General features: G+C 66.6%; 17 protein-coding genes. 5 read left to right on the top strand and 12 right to left on the bottom strand.

The genetic code is table 11. The annotated features are described in order from the left end of the window. Positions 1–469 precede the first annotated feature (469 nt). Positions 470–1,009 (bottom strand): single-stranded DNA-binding protein, encoded by a 540-nt coding sequence (locus tag XcuCFBP2542_RS17485; RefSeq protein ID WP_104605359.1) that lies wholly within the window; start codon positions 1,007–1,009, stop codon positions 470–472. Positions 1,010–1,281: 272 nt separating this feature from the next. Between XcuCFBP2542_RS17485 and XcuCFBP2542_RS17480 the strand changes: the two genes are divergently transcribed. Continuing rightward, positions 1,282–2,280, top strand: coding sequence for a polyprenyl synthetase family protein (locus XcuCFBP2542_RS17480; RefSeq protein ID WP_104605357.1), 999 nt, complete (start codon positions 1,282–1,284; stop codon positions 2,278–2,280). Positions 2,281–2,477: 197 nt separating this feature from the next. Here XcuCFBP2542_RS17480 and XcuCFBP2542_RS17475 read toward each other — a convergent pair whose 3' ends face one another. The 5 genes from XcuCFBP2542_RS17475 to XcuCFBP2542_RS17455 all read right to left on the bottom strand — a co-directional run bounded on the left by XcuCFBP2542_RS17475 (position 2,478) and on the right by XcuCFBP2542_RS17455 (position 9,238). Beyond that, complete coding sequence (locus XcuCFBP2542_RS17475; RefSeq protein ID WP_104605355.1) at positions 2,478–3,278, bottom strand: dienelactone hydrolase family protein; 801 nt, start codon at positions 3,276–3,278, stop codon at positions 2,478–2,480. Positions 3,279–3,447: 169 nt separating this feature from the next. Then, positions 3,448–4,854 (bottom strand): UDP-N-acetylmuramoyl-L-alanine--D-glutamate ligase, encoded by a 1,407-nt coding sequence (gene murD, locus XcuCFBP2542_RS17470; protein ID WP_104605353.1) that lies wholly within the window; start codon positions 4,852–4,854, stop codon positions 3,448–3,450. Further along, positions 4,835–6,190 (bottom strand): UDP-N-acetyl-alpha-D-muramoyl-L-alanyl-L-glutamate epimerase, encoded by a 1,356-nt coding sequence (gene murL / locus XcuCFBP2542_RS17465; RefSeq protein ID WP_104605351.1) that lies wholly within the window; start codon positions 6,188–6,190, stop codon positions 4,835–4,837. The genes murD and murL overlap by 20 nt, the downstream gene beginning before the upstream one ends. Next, positions 6,187–6,645 carry a hypothetical protein gene (locus XcuCFBP2542_RS17460; protein WP_104605349.1) on the bottom strand — a complete coding sequence of 153 codons (459 nt, stop codon included), beginning with the start codon at positions 6,643–6,645 and terminating at the stop codon, positions 6,187–6,189. The genes murL and XcuCFBP2542_RS17460 overlap by 4 nt, the downstream gene beginning before the upstream one ends. Then, the gene (locus XcuCFBP2542_RS17455) at positions 6,629–9,238 is read right to left on the bottom strand and encodes a bifunctional aspartate kinase/diaminopimelate decarboxylase (RefSeq protein ID WP_104605347.1); all 2,610 of its coding nucleotides are present in this window, start codon (positions 9,236–9,238) and stop codon (positions 6,629–6,631) included. Before XcuCFBP2542_RS17455 ends, XcuCFBP2542_RS17460 begins: the two co-directional genes overlap by 17 nt. 183 nt (positions 9,239–9,421) lie before the next feature. On the opposite strand from XcuCFBP2542_RS17455, the gene XcuCFBP2542_RS17450 reads away from it, so the two are divergent. After that, on the top strand, positions 9,422–10,300 hold the full coding sequence (locus tag XcuCFBP2542_RS17450; protein WP_104605345.1) for a PhzF family phenazine biosynthesis protein: 879 nt from the start codon (positions 9,422–9,424) through the stop codon (positions 10,298–10,300). Positions 10,301–10,331: 31 nt separating this feature from the next. Continuing rightward, positions 10,332–11,213, top strand: coding sequence for a PhzF family phenazine biosynthesis protein (locus XcuCFBP2542_RS17445; RefSeq protein ID WP_104605343.1), 882 nt, complete (start codon positions 10,332–10,334; stop codon positions 11,211–11,213). A gap of 105 nt (positions 11,214–11,318) precedes the next feature. Here the strand turns inward: XcuCFBP2542_RS17445 and XcuCFBP2542_RS17440 are convergent, their stop codons facing one another. From XcuCFBP2542_RS17440 to XcuCFBP2542_RS17415, 5 genes are all read right to left on the bottom strand, one after another. Beyond that, positions 11,319–11,930: a glycine zipper 2TM domain-containing protein gene (locus XcuCFBP2542_RS17440; RefSeq protein ID WP_167526914.1), complete on the bottom strand. Its 612-nt coding sequence runs from the start codon at positions 11,928–11,930 to the stop codon at positions 11,319–11,321. A gap of 154 nt (positions 11,931–12,084) precedes the next feature. Further along, positions 12,085–12,519, bottom strand: a complete 435-nt coding sequence (locus tag XcuCFBP2542_RS17435; RefSeq protein WP_104605341.1) for an OsmC family protein — start codon at positions 12,517–12,519, stop codon at positions 12,085–12,087. A 339-nt stretch (positions 12,520–12,858) separates the two neighbouring features. Beyond that, a complete protein-coding gene (locus XcuCFBP2542_RS17425; RefSeq protein WP_104605337.1) occupies positions 12,859–13,806 on the bottom strand; it encodes an aspartate carbamoyltransferase catalytic subunit in 948 nt (315 codons plus the stop codon). Between the two features lie 13 nt (positions 13,807–13,819). Beyond that, positions 13,820–14,287 carry a Holliday junction resolvase RuvX gene (ruvX, locus tag XcuCFBP2542_RS17420; protein ID WP_104605335.1) on the bottom strand — a complete coding sequence of 156 codons (468 nt, stop codon included), beginning with the start codon at positions 14,285–14,287 and terminating at the stop codon, positions 13,820–13,822. Then, positions 14,280–14,846: a YqgE/AlgH family protein gene (locus XcuCFBP2542_RS17415; RefSeq protein WP_104605333.1), complete on the bottom strand. Its 567-nt coding sequence runs from the start codon at positions 14,844–14,846 to the stop codon at positions 14,280–14,282. Before XcuCFBP2542_RS17415 ends, ruvX begins: the two co-directional genes overlap by 8 nt. Positions 14,847–14,923: 77 nt before the next feature. On the opposite strand from XcuCFBP2542_RS17415, the gene XcuCFBP2542_RS17410 reads away from it, so the two are divergent. Further along, the gene (locus XcuCFBP2542_RS17410; RefSeq protein WP_104605331.1) at positions 14,924–16,777 is read left to right on the top strand and encodes a DUF4153 domain-containing protein; all 1,854 of its coding nucleotides are present in this window, start codon (positions 14,924–14,926) and stop codon (positions 16,775–16,777) included. After that, positions 16,774–17,313: a DNA-3-methyladenine glycosylase I gene (locus tag XcuCFBP2542_RS17405; protein ID WP_104605329.1), complete on the top strand. Its 540-nt coding sequence runs from the start codon at positions 16,774–16,776 to the stop codon at positions 17,311–17,313. The genes XcuCFBP2542_RS17410 and XcuCFBP2542_RS17405 overlap by 4 nt, the downstream gene beginning before the upstream one ends. A 115-nt stretch (positions 17,314–17,428) precedes the next feature. On the opposite strand, the gene XcuCFBP2542_RS17400 is transcribed toward XcuCFBP2542_RS17405, so the two are convergent. After that, entirely contained in the window at positions 17,429–18,103 is a 675-nt protein-coding gene (locus tag XcuCFBP2542_RS17400; protein ID WP_170067021.1) for a YitT family protein, read from the bottom strand. Between the last annotated feature and the right edge of the window lie 164 nt (positions 18,104–18,267).

Genomic DNA, 18,267 nt, shown 5'->3' with positions numbered 1-18,267 from the left:
CGATCTGGTCTTTGAGTTCGGGGCTGTAGCGGGCCATCGCGGTCTCCATCTGAGGATTCAGGGGAGCGGACAACTATCGTGACATGGGGGGGAGGGTAAGGAGCCTGCCCCCGCTAATCCGCTCATTAATGTCAATGTCGAGATAGCCAAATACTTGGTGGGCGATCATCACCGCCCGGGCCGCCTGTTCAAGCGTATTCGTGGCCAGACCGGTGGCTCTAAGCTCAGTCACCAGAAATAGAGTTGGATGCCACAGGGGAGATCCCGACGCCTTGCACAACAGCATAGGCAGCCGTTCTCCAGACTCGAATCGAACTGTCCTTACCCTATAGCCAGCCGCCATGTTGACACTTCCCGAAGGTAGTCGGTAAGACAAGTAATCGAACCTTGCTGGAAAACGTTAACAACAAAAAAAGGCCCTTGGCAAATGCGCCAAGAGCCCTTGTTTACATCTTTTAAAAGGTATTCCCTAGAACGGAATATCGTCATCGGCAAAGTCGTCCATCGGCGGAGCCGACTGCTGCTGCGCCGGCTGCTGACGACGCGGGGCATAGTCCTGACCACCGCCGCCACCACCGTAGCCGCCGCCCTGGCCGCCACCGCCACCGCCCTGCTGGCGCGGAGCCTGCGAGCGCTGCGGACGGTCGCCGCCCATGCCGCCACCGCCGCCTTCACCACGGCCGCCGAGCATCTGCATTTCGTTGGCGACGATATCGGTGCTGTACTTCTCCACGCCATCCTGACCGGTGTACTTGTCGTAGCGCAGTTCCCCTTCGACGTAGACCTGCGAGCCCTTGCGCAGGTATTCGCCGGCGATCTCGCCCAACTTGCCGAAGAACACCACGCGGTGCCATTCGGTGCGCTCCTGGTTGTTGCCGTCGCGGTCCTTGCGCATGCTGGTGGTGGCCAGGCTCACGCGGGTGATCGCCATGCCGGCCTGGGTGTACTTGGTGTCGGGATCGTTGCCGAGGTTGCCGACGAGGATGACTTTGTTGATGCCGCGGGCCATAAATGCTTCCGATGGTGCGCCGGCGCCGAAGGGGCGCGGCGGTGAATGTCTTGGGGCCAATGTTACCGCACCTGCCCAGCGACAGTGCCTGCGCCCGGCCCGTCGCAGGGCCGGAAAACGCCGCGACGGCGGGTGGGAATCGGTACTCGCCGGCAATCCCGCAAGGCAGGCGCAGCAACGGTTTCCACCCTGCTCCGGCAACGCCGGACACACATGGCGGGACGGATCCGGCCCGGGCACCTATAATCGATGCACATCACGAACGCCTGCGCATGACCATCGCCGAAGACCTCCCCACCGTTCTGGACCTGCTCCAGATCCAGTCCCTCGCCGCGCCGGACATGGCTGCGGTCGATGCCCTGATCCGCCGTCGTCTGGCGTCGGACGTCGTGCTCATCAACCAGATTGCCGACCACATCATCTCCGCCGGCGGCAAACGCCTGCGGCCGATGCTGGTGATGCTGGCCGGCCACGCGGCTGGCGGCTCTGGCCCGGAGCACCATCAACTGGCGGCGATCATCGAGTTCATCCACACCTCGACCCTGCTGCACGACGACGTGGTGGACGAGTCGGACCTGCGCCGCGGCCGCAGCACCGCCAATGCGCTGTGGGGCAACGCGCCCAGCGTGCTGGTGGGCGATTTCCTGTATTCGCGCAGCTTCCAGCTGATGGTCGAACTCGACCGCATGGAAGTCATGCAGATCCTGGCCGATACCACCAACCGCATCGCCGAAGGCGAAGTGCTGCAGCTGTTGCACGTGCACAACCCGGACACCGACGAAGCCGCCTACCTGCGCGTGATCGAGCGCAAGACCGCGGTGCTGTTCGCCGCCGGTACCCGCCTGGGCGCGCTGGCGTCGGGCGCGGATGCGCAGGTGCAGCAGCAGCTGTACGACTACGGCATGCAGCTGGGCTTCGCCTTCCAGATCGCCGACGACGTGCTTGATTACGCCGCCGAGGCTGCGGATCTGGGCAAGAACCTGGGCGACGATCTGGCCGAAGGCAAGGCCACGCTGCCGCTGATCCACGCCATGGCCCATTCGGACGCGGCCACGCGGCAGCGCCTGCGCGCCATCGTCGAACAGGGCGATGGGACGGCGATGCCGGAAGTGCTGGCCGCCATCCATGCCACCGGCGGGCTGGACTACAGCCGCCAGCGCGCCGCCGAATACGCCGCCGCCGCCGAGCAGGCGCTGGCAAGCTTGCCAGCCAGCCCGGCGGTGGCCGCACTGCGCGGCCTGGCCCGTTACGCGGTGCAACGCACACATTGATCCGGTGCGCTGGGCGCGCCGGACGGGATTGGGCATTGGGGATTGGGAATTCGTCAAAGCGGCTTGGCTGTGCTCTTACGAATCCCCGCATTCGATGGCCAGCGCAGGCCAGTGAATACAGATTCACGGGAAAATTCGAAGGACGGGACCACGCTTTTGCGAATCCCAAATCCCGAATCCCCAATCCCCAATCCCGGCTACCGACCAAACCGCTCATCGAAGAAATCGCCCAGCATGCGATAGGCACGCTTGGCGGCACGCGGGTTGTACAGGCAGCCCGGCGCGCTGTTGGCATCGGCCTCGGCGAAGCAATGCACCGCGCCACTGAAGTTGACGAACTGCCAATCCGCGCCAGCGGCATTCATTTCGGTTTCGAACGCGGCGATGTCGGCCTTGGTCACGCTCTTGTCGTCGGCGCCGTTGAGCACCAGCACTGGTGTCTTGGCCGCGCCGGCAGCCGCCGGGCTGGGCGAGGCGATGCCGCCATGCAGGCTGACTACGCCAGCCAGCTGCGCGCCTGCACGCACAAGTTCCAGCACCGTGGTGCCACCGAAGCAGAAGCCCACCGCACCAATGCGCGCCGCATCCAGCGGTGCCTTGCCGGTCTGCGCCTTGAGCACCTCAACGGCTTTCAGCGCGCGTGCGCGCAACGTCGGCGGATCTTTCTTCAGCGCACCGGCGAACTGCCCCGCCTCGCTGTCGTTGGCGGGGCGCTTGCCCTTGCCGTACACGTCGGCCACCAGCACCACGTAGTCGTCGCCGGCCAGTTGCTTGTCCTTCTGCACAGCAGAGTCGTTGACGCCACGCCAGTTCGGCACCATCACCAGGCCGGGCCGCTTGGCATCGCCGGCATCGTCGTAGACCAGCACACCGCTGTAGGTGTCCTTGCCGATCTTCCACTCCAGCGGCTTGGCCTGCATCGCCGCCATTGTCGGAAATGCCAGCGACGCTAGGACGCCAACCAGACCCACACTGCTCAACGACCATTGCTTGTGCATGCGCTTGCTCCGGGGATGTGCGCGCAGTGTAAGCGGAGCCGGCGTGCAGAAGCGGTCGCGATGTGCGTCAGCGGTAAAACGACCAGCCAGCCTTGCGCCAACCTGCCCGTTGCGCCACTGCCTGCATCGCCAGCAGCCGATTGCGATCGCATCGGCGCGGCACCACGCGTTACTGCACGCCCAGCCCGGGAATCGCACTGATCGCCTCCGGGTCGAACCCGGCCAGCTGGGCGAAATGCCGGCCGCGTGCCACGTAGTCGCTGTACGCACCGAAGCTGGGCGCGCCCGGCGACAGCAGCACCACACCGCCCTGCTCGCCCAGCGCCTCGCGCGCCAGCTGCATCGCCTGCTGCAGATCGCCGGCGGCGTGCAGGCTGAAATGCCCCGACGCGGCAAGCGGTGCCAGCAAGGCGTGGATGCGCGGGCCATTGGCACCCATCGTGACGATTTCCAGCGGTGCCTGCTGCGCCATATGCGCGGCGAAATCCTGCCAATCCAGCCCGCGGTCATGTCCACCGACCAGCAAGGCCACGCGCCGTTGCGCGAAGCAGGCCAGCGCAGCCAGCGAGGCATGCGGGGTGGTGCTGATCGAATCGTTGACGTAGCCGATGCCGTCCACGCTGCCCAGCCACTGCAGCCGGTTGGGCAAGGGGCGGAAACTCGACGCAGCCGGCGCGAGCGCCGCGGCATCCAGGCCCAGCGCTTCCACTGCAGCCAGCACCGCGCACAGATTACGGCGGTTATGTTCGCCGGGCAGCGGCACGTTGGCGGTATCGAAAATGGCCTGCGCGCCGCGGTACACCACGTCGCCACGCAGATGCCAGCCGTCGGGATGATTGAACCAGCGCACCTCGCTATCGGGCAACTGCATGCCGCGCAACAGCGGATCGGCCGCGTTGAGCAAGGCGATCCGCGGGCGGCCCTCGGTCACCAGCGACAGTTTGTCGCGCACGTAGCGCGCCTCGTCGCCGTGCCAGTCCAGATGTTCGGGAAACAGATTCAGCACCAGTGCCAGCTGCGGGCGCGCACCGCTGCGCGCGACCTCGCCGGTCTGGTAGCTGGACAACTCGATCGCCCAGTACGCCGGTGGCGGCTGCGGTGCCAACACTTCCAGCAAGGGCTGGCCAATATTGCCGACCAGCGCGGTGCGGTGCCCGGCGCTGCGCAGCAGGTGCGCCAACAGCGCGGTGGTGGTGCTCTTGCCCTTGGTACCGGTGACACAGATGGCGCCAGGCATGTCGTCATCGGCCTGCGCGTGCTCGGCGAACCATAGCGCAGTGCCGCCGATGAACTGCGTGCCTTGCGCGGCGGCGGCCAGTGCCTCGGCGCGATACGGGCTGATGCCGGGCGACTTCAGCACGATCTCGAACCGGCCCAGCGCCTGCGCGCTGGCATCGGTCTCTACCTGCAATGCCGCATCGTCCAGCGCCGCGAGTTCGCGCGCCTCCTCGGTACTGCAGAACACCGTCAGTGGCTGGGCGGGCAGCGCGGTGCGCACCGCGCGATACGCCGCGCGCCCTTCGCGCCCCCACCCCCACAATGCAACCGCCCTGCCCTCAAGCTGCGAAATTCGCACGCACGCGCTCCCACAGCGCCGCGGGGATGCGGTGTTCGCCATCGATGGCCATCAATGGCTCCAGCTGCAGCTCCTGCGGGTCCAGTTGCGGCTGGATCTGCCGGATGAAGCGCGTCACCAGCGCGTCTTCCTTCCACTCCGCACGCGTTGCCAGCAACGCCATCGCCGCGCGCGATTCGCGGCCTTCGCCCACGCATTCGAACGGCTTGTGGTCCTGGAATTCCAGCAACGCGTCGTAGCCGCCGGCCTGCGCGCCATCGTCGAGCAGATTGCGCCCGAAGATCCCCACCAGTCGCGTCTTCGGCATGAACGGGGCCAGCGCCAGGAACACGAAGTGGCACTTCGGGCACACCCCGCACCAGCGGTGCACCGGGCGTTCGCCCATGATGTGGAAGTTGCGGTTGCAGCTGGAAAAATGCGCGTCGTAGTAGTCGGTCCTGGCGAACTGCCGCGCCACCGCCAGCTCGGACAACGGCCGCAGCAACGAGTAGTAGCGCAGATCGGCCGCCACGTGCCGCTGCACGTACTCGCCGAACGCCTGTTCGAAGGCCCAGCCCTTGGACCACTGGTGATTGACCTCGCCGGTGCCTGGAATCTGGCTGCCGTAGCTGGCCGAGCGTTCGTTGGAAAACACCACCTGGTCCACGCCGGTCAGCAATGCCGACAACACCAGGATGGCCGAATTCACCGCAGTGACCGGGATATGCCCGTTCCAGGCACCCTGGCGATTGAGCTCGAACAGCTCCGGCGCCAGGACGCGGCCGACATTGAGCACCGGCAAGCCGGTGCGCTCGGCGCAGGCGCGGATGAGCTGCGAACCACCGATCCAGCTCACGGTCTGATCGACACCGGCCTGGCGCAGGGCCTCGATGCTGACCAGCGAATCCTTGCCGCCGCCGATGGCGACCAATGCGTGTTCGCGCAAGCCCAGCGCAGGCGCTGGGGCAGCTGCCTGCGCGACCACCGGAAAGTTGATCTTGCCGTGCAGGTTCAAGCCATTGCGGTAGGCGAATTCGCCCAGGCCATGCAGATAGACGCTTTCCACCAACGCGGCGGTGTTGGCATCGATGCTGTAGCTGTCGATGGCGATGGTCGGCGGCACTGCGGCCTTGTAGTAACTCACGCCCGCGATCAGGTGCAGCAGGCGCAAGGCCTGTTGCACAGCTGCGGCATGTGCACCCTCCAACACGAATGGCGCGCCTGGCACGGCGACGGTTTCCACCAGTTCCGGGCCCTGGTCGAAGGCATACACCAGCGTCGCCACGCCGGTCTGCGCGTCGAGCGCGCAGCGCACGAAACGGAATGTGGAGATCTGGTGTTTGTCGAAAGCGCTCATGGACTACCTGCAGGAACGTGCAAGCGACGCAGATAACGTCGGCACAGGACATATTCAATCATGGAAAACGGCACTGCGGCCCACAGCAGCGGCAGGCAACCGATCGCGAACAACAGCAGCATGACCTGCGAGCCGATCACCTGCGCATCGCCGGTCGCTGCCAGCGCCACCAGCAGGTACAGCAGCAGCGCCGGCAGATAGCTGAGCCCGCTCAACAGCACCGTGCGCAGCGCCATGCCGCCTGCGTGCCGTGCTGGCGCGCGTGACTGGCGACGCAGCTGCCAGCGCCCGGACCACCAGGCGCCGATGCCGGCAGCAAACACTGCGGGCAGCGCCCACTTCAAGCTGTCGGTCCAGCGCATGTGCAGACCGGCCATGTCGATGGCGGTGGACGCCACTATCGACGCACCGCCGGCCAGCGTACTGAGCGCCACGAACTCAGCCAGCGGGCGCATCGATGACCTCTTCGCGCGGCAACTCGCGCTGGTTGTAGGTGCTGGCCATCACATAGCCGTATGCACCGGTATCGGCCACCAGCATCACATCCTCCGGCGCGGTGGTGGCCGGTAGCCGGCGGCGCTTGCCGAACACGTCCGAGGATTCGCAGATCGGCCCGACGATATCGAAACTGCCATCAGCCGGCGCATCGAGGCGGCTGAGATTCTCGATGTCGTGCCAGGCGTCGTACAGTGCCGGGCGAATCAAGGTGTTCATGCCCGCATCCAGCCCCACGCGCTGCACGCCGTCCTTTTCGATCACCTGGGTGACCTGCGCCAGCAGCACGCCGGCCTCGGCCACCAGGTAGCGGCCCGGCTCGATCGCCAGGCGATACCCCGGGTGTACGGCCTTGACCTCGGCCAGGCCCTTGGCCCACACCTCCAGGTCGAACGGCTCGTCCTCGGCACTGTAGGGAATCGGCAGGCCGCCACCGATATCGATGGTCTCCACCGTGCCGATGCGGCGCGCGAAGCCGGCCAGTTCGTCGTACATCATTCGCCAGTGTTCGCCGGTCTCCACGCCGCTGCCCAGGTGCGCATGCACGCCGGTGATGGTGACATCGAGCGTGCGCGCCGCCTCCACGAACTCGTCCACGCGCGTGGACGACAAGCCGAACTTGGACGCCTTGCCGCCGGTATTGACCTTCTCGTGGTGGCCATCGCCGTGGCCCAGGTCGATGCGCAGCCACACGTTGCGGCCACGGAACACCTCCGGCCAGTTACGCAGCGCCTCGACGTTGTCCACGGTGACGGTCACGCCCAGCGCGAATCCTGCTTCGTATTCGGCCTTTGGCGCAAAACTCGGCGTGAACAGCACGCGGCGCGGCGACAGCTCGGGCAGCGTCTGGAAGACCCGGCGCAGCTCACCGTGCGAGACGCATTCCAGGCCGAAGCCGGCCTGTTCCAGCGCCATCAGGATCGCCGGATGCGCGTTGGCCTTGATCGCATAATAGCGTTGATCCACCGCGGCAATCTGCGCCAATGCGTGCGCACGCGCGCGCACCGTCGGCAGGTGGTAGGCATAGCGCGGTGTGCCGGCCTTGGCCAGCGACAGCAGATGCGTCCGCTCGGCATGCCACCACGGCGTGGGCCGCGGACGCACCGAGCCGATGATCTCACGCCAGCGCGGGCCGAACACTTCGCCTTCGCTGACCGGCATTGCCCCACTATCGATCAATTCCGCATGCAGGATCGGCAGCAGGCCATCGGCGTCGGCTTCATCGATGACAAAGGTCAGGTTCAAGTCGTTGGACGACTGCGAAATCATGTGCACGCGTTCCTGCCCGAACGTGGCCCACACATTGGAGAGCTTGTGCAGCAGCGAGCGCATGCCGCGCCCGACCAGGGTGATCGCCGCGCAAGGAACAATGATCTTGACCTTGCAGATCTGCGACAGATCCGCCGACAGCGACGCCAGTACGTCGGTATTGACCAGGTTTTCCGACGGATCCAGCGACACGGTGACATTGGTTTCGGCCGAGCCGATCAGGTCCACCGACAGGCCATGCTTCTTGAACAGCGCGAATACGTCGGCCAGGAAGCCCACCTGCTGCCACATGCCGATGCCTTCCATCGACACCAGCACGATGCCGTTGCGGCGGCTGATCGCCTTGACGCCGGGCACCGGCTCGGCGCTGCCGTCGATGCTGGTGCCGGGCAGGTCGGGGCGTTCGGTATCCAGGATCGCCATCGGCACGCCGGAATCGCGACAGGGCTTGATCGACCGCGGATGCAGCACCTTGGCGCCGGTGGTGGCGATTTCCTGTGCTTCGTAATAGTCCAACCGGGTCAGCAGGCGTGCATCCGGCACGTCCTTCGGGTTGGCGCTGAACATGCCGGGCACATCGGTCCAGATCTCCACGCGGCTGGCGCCCAGCAGCGCGCCGAAATACGCCGCCGAGGTATCCGAACCGCCACGGCCAAGGATCGCGGTGCCGCCATCGGCGTGCCGCGCAATGAACCCCTGGGTGATGAGCAGGCGGTTAGGCTGCGCATCGAAGCGCGCACGCCACGGCGCATCGGCCTGCCACTGGCAGGACACCGACAGGCGCCTGGACCATTCGCTCTGATTGGGCTGCGGCGGCAGCGCCGACAACCACTGCCGTGCATCCAGCCAACCCATGTCCAGGCCGTTGGCATGCAGGTACGCCGCACCGATGGTGGAGGACAGCAACTCACCCTGCCCCAGCACCTCGGCCTGCCAATCGAGCGTGCGCGTGGCAGCGCGCGCGTCGCCCACCAGCGCGTGCAGTGCGGCCAACCGCTCGCCCAGCACCGCCTGCGCATCGAGTTCGAGCTCGGCAACGAACTCACGGTGACGCTGCTCCAGCGCGGCCACGCGCTGCGCGCTGTCGGCGGCGCCATCGGCGATGGCGGTAAGCTCGTTGGTCACGCCCGACAGCGCAGAGACCACCACCAGCACGCGGCCGCCGGTTTCGGTCGCCCGTTTGCCCGCCAGTTTTCCAATCGTGTCCCAGCGATGACGACGCGACACCGAGGTGCCGCCGAACTTGAGGACGATCCAACGATCGGTAGAGTGGGGAGCTGACATGGGGTAGGCGTTTACGATTTGGGGGGAAAAGCCGGTATGCCGGGCGCAACCCCCGATTCTACTGCCAATATCTCCCGCATGATCCCCATCAATCGTTGCAGTGGCCCAGGATTAAGAGACCGCGCTGCGACGGTTTACGCTGCAACCATCCGCATGCACACCCACTCCCGAGATCGCTGACAGATGAGCAAGCATCGCTACCTGCAACTGGATGTCTTCGCCAGCCGCCCCGGCTCCGGCAATCCGCTGGGCGTGGTGTTCGACGCGAGCGCGTTGTCGGGCGAGCAGATGCAGCAGATCGCCGCCTGGCTGAACCTGTCGGAGACGATCTTCTTCCTGCCGGTCAGCGTGCCCGGTGCCGATTACCACATCCGCATCTTTACCCCACGCACGGAACTGCCGTTCGCCGGCCACCCCAGCGTGGGTGCAGCATGGGCTGCGGCCACGCACGGGCTGACCGGCTATAAGGCCGATGGCCGCCTGCGCCAGCAATGCGCCGCCGGCGTACTGCCGGTGGAGGTCTTCGACCGGCACGGTGCCTTGCAGGTCCGGCTGCGCGCGCCGCATGCGCGCGTGGTGGCGGGTGGCGATCGCCACGCGGCGGCCGTACAGGCCGCCTGCAGCGGGTTGCGCACGGCCACGCATCCGGCAGCCCTGTGGAACAACGGTCCCCACTGGTGGCTGCTGGAACTGGCCGATGCCGATGCGGTGCGGCAGGCCGCCCCCGATTTCGCTGCGATCACCCGCCTGACCCAGGCCAGCGCCGCCACCGGGCTATCCATCTACGCGCCCGTCCATGGCGGCAGCGAAGACCTGGTGGTGCGCGCGTTCTGCCCCGGCACTGGCATCGCGGAAGACCCGGTCACTGGCAGCGCCAATGCCTGCATCGCTGCACGCCTGCATGGCGAGGGACGCCTGCCAGGCGAGGGCTCGCGCTATGTCGCCAGCCAGGGCCGCGAGGTCGGCCGCGACGGACGCATCCAGGTGGAACTGGACGATCAGGGCGAGGTCTGGATCGGCGGAACGACGCTGCAGGTGATCGACGGCCGCATCGATTGGTAAGCTGCCGCGCCCTGCCCGCGGATCGCCCCTCATGACCACCCGCCGTTTCCTGCAACTGGATGTGTTCTCCGCCCGCCCCGGCAGCGGCAACCCGCTGGCGGTGGTGCTGGATGCGCAGGGGCTGGACGATGCGGAGATGCAGGCGATCGCACGCTGGACGAAGCTGCCGGAGACCACCTTCGTGTTCCCTGCGGCCGATGCGCACAGCAGCTACCGGCTGCGGATGTTTTCGCCGCAAAAAGAAGTCCCGTTCGCCGGTCACCCAAGCGTGGGCACGGCGCATGCGGTGCTCGAAGCCGGGCTGGCCGCGCCCCACGACGGCCTGCTGGTGCAAGACGGCATCGCCGGACAGTTGCCACTGCGGGTGGAGCAGATCGATGGCCACCGCAGCATCGCCATCCGCACGCCACGCGCCCGCGTCGCCGAACAGGTCAGCGCCGACGACCCACGCCTGCGCGCCGCGCTACAGGGCTGGCCGCTCGGCAGCCTGCCACCGGCGCTGATGGACGGTGGCCGCACCTGGTGGGTGGTGGAGCTGGCCAGCGAGGCCGCCCTGCGCGGCCTGCAACCGGACTGGGACGCGATAGCCGCATTGGCCGAATCCACCGGCAGCATGGGTGTATTCGCCTACGTCTACGCCGCGACCGTAGGCACCTACGACCTGGCCGTGCGCGCGTTCGTCGGCAATGCGCGACGTTTCGAGGATGCGGCATCGGGTGCAGCCAACGCGGTGCTGGCGGCCTGGCTGGACAGCCGCCAGGCGCTGCCGGGCAAGGATCGTCGCTACGTGGTCAGCCAGGGACGCGAAATCGGCTTCGATGCGCTGTTGGAAATGCGGGTGGATACCAAGGGCCATGTGTGGTCCGGCGGCCAGGTGCAGACCGTCATCCGCGGCACGCTCGATTGGCAGTGAGATGCCGGGGCGTCAGCGTTGCAACACGGCGATGCAACGCAATGACGATGTAAAACTGCTGCCTCGGCAAGCATGGGCGTGCCGAGGCAGCATTGTTCGGCACACTCAGTCCGGGCGCACGTCGACGCGCACGCGAATCCTGTCGCCGGGGTTGTAGTCGCTGCGCGTGTGGTACAGGCGGCCGCCGTATTCGTAGGTCACGTCGTACCCATCCACGCGCTCGCGCGAGGTGCGGTAGGACACCGGTTCGCAGACGCTGACATTGCCGCGGTAGGTGCGGTTGTTGGCCTCGTAGATCGAGCGGCCCGCGGCCACGCCGGCCATGGTACCAACGGCGGTACCCACCAGGCGACCGTTGCCGCCACCCACCTGGCTACCCAGCACCGCGCCAGCGATACCACCGATCACACTGGCCACGCCGCGACCGGAATTGGGCGAGGCATAGCCGCCTTCGTTGCGGTAGTAACCGTCATTGCTGGTGTAGTAACCGTCGGCTGGACGGTTGTAGCAGCGTTCGTTGGTCCGCTCGGTGTAGGAGTCGGACACCAGAATCGGATCCACGCGCACCACCCGTGCATATTCGTAGCGGCCATCTTCGTAGCCGCCGCGATAGGAGTCGCGGTACACGTCGCGATAGCTGCCGTCGTAGCGCTGCGCTGTCGCAGTGCCAGCCGCAGCCAGCCCAATCACAAGAGCACCAAGCACAAGAGTTTTCATCGTGGCAGCTTCGCAAGGGAGGACACGCTGCCGATGCTCGACCCATGCCGGTGAAACCGCCCTGAACCGGACAGGCCCTGGAAACGCGTATTCAGGTTGCCGCCAGCTGCATGGCGGCGGCAACGTGCACCGACGCCATGCAGTGCGAAGCGCATCAGTTGGAGAATTCGGTTTCCAGGCTGATCGGCACTGCACTCAACGCCTTGGACACCGGGCAATTCTTCTTGGCGGCATCGGCCAGCTCGCGGAACTTGGCTTCGTCGATGCCAGGCACCACGGCGTTGAGCTTGAGACGGATCTGCGACAGTTGCGGGCCGCCTTCCATCGACAGATCGACGTCGGCACGCGTGTCCAGCGAGGCTGGCGGGAAGCCCGCTTCGCTCAGCTGCGCCGACAGCGCCATGGTGAAGCAGCCCGCATGCGCTGCGGCAATGAGTTCTTCCGGATTGGTGCCCTTCTCGTCGCCGAAGCGGCTGCTGAAGGCATAGCGGGTGTTGTCCATCAGGCCGCTCTGCGGCGTGCTGAGCTGACCCTTGCCGGTCTTGAGGTCGCCTTCCCAGTGTGCGGTGGCGTGACGCGAAATACCCATTGCGGTCTCCTGCGATGAAAGAGAGCGTCACGATAGGGGAGTGGGTGTTACGTGGTGGTGCTGGGAATCGGGAATCGGGAATCGGGAATCGGGAATCGGGAATCGGGAATCGGGAATCGGCAATCGGCAATCGGCAATCGGCAATCGGCAATCGCAAGAGCAGGCCACGGGGTGGGATCGTTGGCAAGACGCGTGGCGTTGAACGAACCTGAGAACCCGTGGCTTGCTCATCCCGCCATGGCTTCCTGCTTTGCGCTTAGACATGCAGTGCGCCGGTCTGTCTTGATCGCTTTACGTCCGCGTCCGCTTGAGGCGGACGCGGACGTTCTGCTGACGGCATCAGCCCAGCAGGGTTTCCAACACGGCCATGCGCACGGCCACGCCGTTGGCGACCTGGCGCAACACGCACGATTGCGCGCCGTCGGCAACTTCGTCGGTGATTTCCACGCCGCGATTGATCGGGCCGGGATGCAGTACCGCCGCATCACGTCCGGCACGCGTCAGCCGCTCGCGGGTGAGGCCGTATTCGGTGTGGTACTGCTCCAGCGAGGGCACCAGGCCCTCTTCCATGCGCTCGCGCTGCAGGCGCAGCATCATCAGCGCATCGGCGCCTTCCAGCATGGCGTCGAAGTCCTGGCCGACCACGCAGCCATCCAGCATGTCGTCATCGGGCAACAGGCTCGCCGGGCCACAGACGCGAATCTCGCCGGCGCCCAGCGTCCGCAAAGCATGCAGGTCCGAGCGCGCCACGCGCGAGTGCTTCACGTCACCGACGATGACCACCTTGAGCCTGGAAAAATCAGTGCCCTTGGCCTGGCGCAGGGTGAGCATGTCGAGCAGGCCCTGGGTGGGGTGCGCACTGCGGCCGTCGCCGGCATTGATCAACGCGGTGCCCTCGCCGGCTGCAGCAGCCAGCGCTTCCACCGCGCCGTCGTCGGGATGGCGCACCACAAACCCGCGCACGCCCATCGCCTCCAGATTCTTCAAGGTGTCGCGCGCAGTCTCGCCCTTGCGGGTGGAAGAGGTGGACGCGTCGAAGTTCAGCACGTCGGCGCCCAGGCGCTGCGCGGCCAGATGGAACGAACTGCGCGTACGTGTGGACGGCTCGAAGAACAGCGTGCACACCGCGGTGCCAGCCAGCACGCTGCGCTTGCCGACGCGGCCCACCGCGGCATCGCGGATCTGGCCGGCGCGATCGAGCAGTTGCAGCAGCGTGGCGCGCGGCAATCCTTCCAGGGTGAGCAGGTGACGCAAACGTCCATCCGAATCGAGTTGCATGGTGGTCATCGCAGGTCGGGAATCAAGGGAGAAGAGTGGCCTGGTCGGGCGCAGCCAACCAACGTTCGACGATCACGGCCGCGGCCATGGCATCCAGTGCCTCGGCATCGCGGCGACGCTTGCGCCCATCGGCACGCTCACGCGCAAAGCGCTGCGCGGCTTCGACCGAGCTGGAGCGCTCATCGATCAACACCACCGGCAGCGCATAGCGCTCGCGCAGTTGACGGGCGAATGCATGGGCACGCTTGCGCGCAGGCTGGTCTTTGTCGTCCAGGGTGAGCGGGTCGCCCACCACCAGGCCATCGGGCCGCCACTGCTTGTGCACGCGATCCAGTGCCACCCAGTCCGGGCCGCCGGCGTGCACGTTGACGACCGCCACCGCACGAGCGCCGGCACCCAGCGCGGTACCGACCGCCACGCCGATCCGGTGCGACCCCACGTCGAAGCCCAGCACCGTGCCATCGGGGCGGAGGGTGCCCGCCTCAGGCATGCCCGGAATAATCCGTCAGCCGGAACAGATCCACGCCGATGCGCCCGGCGGCGGTCTGCCAGCGATCTTCCAGGGCGGTATCGAACAGCACATCGGCATCGGACGGCGCGGTGAGCCAGCTGTTCTCGCCGAGTTCGAATTCCAGCTGCCCCGCCCCCCAACCTGCACAACCCAGCGCTACCAGCGCATTGCGCGGGCCTTCGCCGGCAGCCATGGCTTCGAGGATGTCGCGCGAGGTGGTCAGGAACACGCCCTGCCCCACTTCCAGGCTGGAATCCCATTCGCGCGCATCGTCGTGGATGACGAAGCCGCGCTCCGGATGCACCGGCCCGCCATTGAGCACGATCTGCTCGCGCAGCTGCGCATCTTCGGTCTCGATCCCCATCTGCGAGAGCACTTCGCCCACGGTGTACTCGGACGCGCGGTTGACCAGCACCCCCATCGCGCCATTTTCGTCGTGCTGGCAGATCAGCGCGACGCTGCGCGAAAACGTGGGATCGGACAGCGCCGGGAGCGCAATCAGCAGTTGGTTGGCCAGCGGCGTAGGTAAAACGGACATGGCCGCATTCTAGCCGTTCGCTCCGCCGCGCGCTGCGCCAATGCGATACTGCAGCCCGACACCGCCAAGGACCGACGATGCTGCCCCCACCGACCAACGCGGCCGCACACCCCGACGCGCCGCTGCCGCGACAGATCCGCGCATCCATCGTGCTGGTGGCACTGTTGCAAGGCGGCCTGCTGTACCTGGCGGCGCTGGGCGAACAGCACGGCGTGCGGCCGTTCACCGAACTGGGCATGCGCATCTGCTGGTACACCCTGGTGATGACGGTGCCCAGCATGGTGCTGCTGAGCCTGCAGCAGCTACGCGATCGCCGCCTGTGGCAGCACATCGCCGGCAGCACGCTGGTACTGGCCGCCCTGGCGGGCTGGGCAGCGTGGAGCGCCACCGGTGCGCCAGGCCTGCGGACCGCGGCAGTGCTGTGGCCATTCGGCTTCACCGTCACGGCCGGGTGGTTCGTCGCCCTGCCCTGGTTGCAGTCTCGACAACAGCACGGCCACTGGCGGGCGGACTACCGCGACCTGTTCGAACACGCCTGGCAGAACGCCCTGACCCTGGCACTGGCGCTGCTGTTCGTGTGGGTGTGCTGGATGGTGCTGTGGTTGTGGGCCAGCCTGTTCGCATTGGTCAAGATCATGGTCTTTCGCGAGCTGTTCCGCGAACAGGCCTTCATCTACCTGGCGACCGGCATCATGACGGGGCTGGGCATCCTGATCGGGCGCACCCAGCACCGCGCGGTGCAGGTGATGCGGCAGATCCTGTTCGCGTTGTGCACCGGCCTGCTACCGCTGCTGGCCGGCATCGCACTGCTATTTGTGCTGGTACTGCCGTTCACCGGCCTGCAGGCGCTTTGGCAGACCCGCTCGGCCGCAGCGATCCTGTTGAGCCTGGTGTTCGGGCTGGTGCTGTTCACCAACGCGGTCTATCGGGATGGCGACGTGCAGCCACCGTATCCGCGCTGGCTGCGTCGGGTGGTCGAGGCCGGGCTGCTGAGCCTGCCGGCGCACGCCGGGCTGGCAGCCTATGCCCTGGCGCTTCGCATTGGCCAGCATGGCTGGACTGGCGAGCGCTTCTGCGCGGCGGTGCTGGCGTCACTGGCGCTGGCCTACGCGCTGGCCTACGCCTTCGCAGTACTGCGGCCGCGCGCCGACCGCTGGCTGCCGCACCTGGCCAGCGGCAACCTGCTGCTGTCATGGGTGGTGATCGGCCTGGCGATCCTGATCAACAGCCCGTTGCTGGACCCTTACCGCATCACGGTGCAGAGCCAGATGCAGCGGCTGGCCACCGGCACGCCCGAGAGCGAGAAAACGAATCTGCAATTCCTGCGCTTCGACAATGGCCGGCGTGGCTATCTGGCGGTGCAGTCGCTGCGCGACGATCCCGCGTTTGCGGGCGATGCCGCACGCCAGCAAGCGCTGGGCCGGCTGCTGGCACGCACCGAACGCTGGGACCGTGACGAGCAGGCACAGCCGCCAGCAAGCAACGAGCTGACCGACCTGGCCCAACTCCGCAAGCAGGTGGTCGTTGCCGCCGGCAAGGCAGCGCCGCCAGCCGATTGGTGGACCTATCTACTGACGTCCACCCCACGCCTGCAGGATCGCGGCCAGTGCACGCAGCGCGACAGCGATTGCGTGGTCAGCAGCGACGATCTGGATGGCGATGGCCAGCCCGATGTACTGCTGTGCAATGTAAAGGGCGAGTACGCGATCGATTGCGTGCTGTATGCGCGCAACGCGGCCGGTTGGTACCAGGCCGGCACGATCCGGCACCATTCCGGCGGCGGCAACGCCCAGGAGCGGCTACGCCAGGCGCTGCGCAACGGGCAGTTGCAGACGCGCCCCACGCGCTGGCCGGACCTGATTCTGCCCGAAGGCACCCGCATCGACATCACGCCAAGCGCCGACGGCATCAATCCGCCGCCTCGCCCATGAGCGCCTATTGTGCGATCGCGCCGGGTCATCCGGTGCATGCGCATTACCACGATCACGAATACGGCTTTCCGCAGCGCGAGGACCCTGAGTTGTTCGAACGGCTGGTGCTGGAAATCAACCAGGCCGGCCTGAGCTGGGAAACCATCCTGCGCAAGCGTGCCAATTTTCGCCTGGCCTACGACGGCTTCGACGTGGATACCGTGGCGGCCTATGGCGATGCGGATGTCGCGCGCCTGCTGGGCGATGCCGGCATCATCCGCAACCGCCTGAAGATAGTGGCGGCCATCCACAATGCGCAGGTCATCCAGACCCTGCGCCGCTCGCACGGCAGCTTCGCGCAGTGGCTGGACGCGCAGCATCCGCTGGACAAACCGGCCTGGGTCACATTGTTCAAGAAGACCTTTCGCTTCACCGGCGGCGAGATCACCGGCGAGTTCCTGATGAGCCTGGGCTACCTGCCCGGCGCGCATCACCCCGGCTGCCCGGTATACACGCGGGTCGCAGCCCTGGCACCGCCCTGGATGCGCAGCGTGTGATGCAAGCTCTGCGCACCGCGCCTGCCCGCCAGGCCTCGCGCGCCGGCAGCGCACCCGGCGCCTGCGTTCCTGCCGATTGCCACACCCGCGTAGTGGCGCGTCTACCCTCGCGCAGTCACACGCCCATGTATCGGTGCGGGCGGTGGTTGAACATCAAGACCAGGCTCAGCATCAACGCGCCCAACGCCGAATACAACACCTTGTGCGGCGCCAGCACGGCGAAGGCCACCAGCATCAGCATGGTATCGAAGCTCATCTGCACCTTGCCGGCGCTCCAGCCGCGTTCGCGCTGCAGGTAGACCGCCAGGATGCCGATGCCGCCCAGGCTGCCACGGTGGCGGATGAAGAACAGGATGCCCAGGCCCGACAGCGCGCCACCGGCAATGGCCGAGAATGCAGTGCTCATCTGCGCGTAATCGGCCCAGCGCGGCAGCAGGTCGGTCAGCGCACCGCAGGCACCCACCGCAGCAAAGGTCTTCAAGGTGAATTCCCAGCCCATGCGGCGCACGCTCAGCCAGTAGAACGGCAGGTTGACCAGCACGAACACCAGGCCGAAGTTCCAGCCCAGCGCGTAGTGCAGCAGGAACGCCACGCCGGCCATGCCACCGATCATCAACCCGCCCTTGGCGAAGATGGCCAGACCCAGCGAAGCGACCAGGGTCGCCAGCAGCATGCCCTGCACGTCTTCGGCCACCGAATGATGGTAAGCACGGTCGTCGGCCGCGGTGCCCGCCGAATCCGGCGGTGGCGTCAATGGGCCGGAGGTGACCACCGCGCCGTCATCGGGCAACGGCGCCTGCTCCGGACGCAGATCGGAATCGGGAAGGCTCACAAGGGTGGGGACTGCAGTGGGGTGCGGTATTAGTCCTACTGTGTCATAAAAATGTTATTCTGCAGGCAATCCACACCGTGCTGAGATGAACATGGCCGCAGTCAGTCACCAAGCGCGTTTTT

Origin of the sequence: Xanthomonas cucurbitae (assembly GCF_002939885.1) — a bacterium.
GTDB classification, from domain to species: Bacteria; Pseudomonadota; Gammaproteobacteria; order Xanthomonadales; family Xanthomonadaceae; genus Xanthomonas; species Xanthomonas cucurbitae.
The sequence above is the reverse complement of the archived record's forward strand: the minus strand, read 5'-3'. Positions and strand labels throughout refer to the sequence as shown.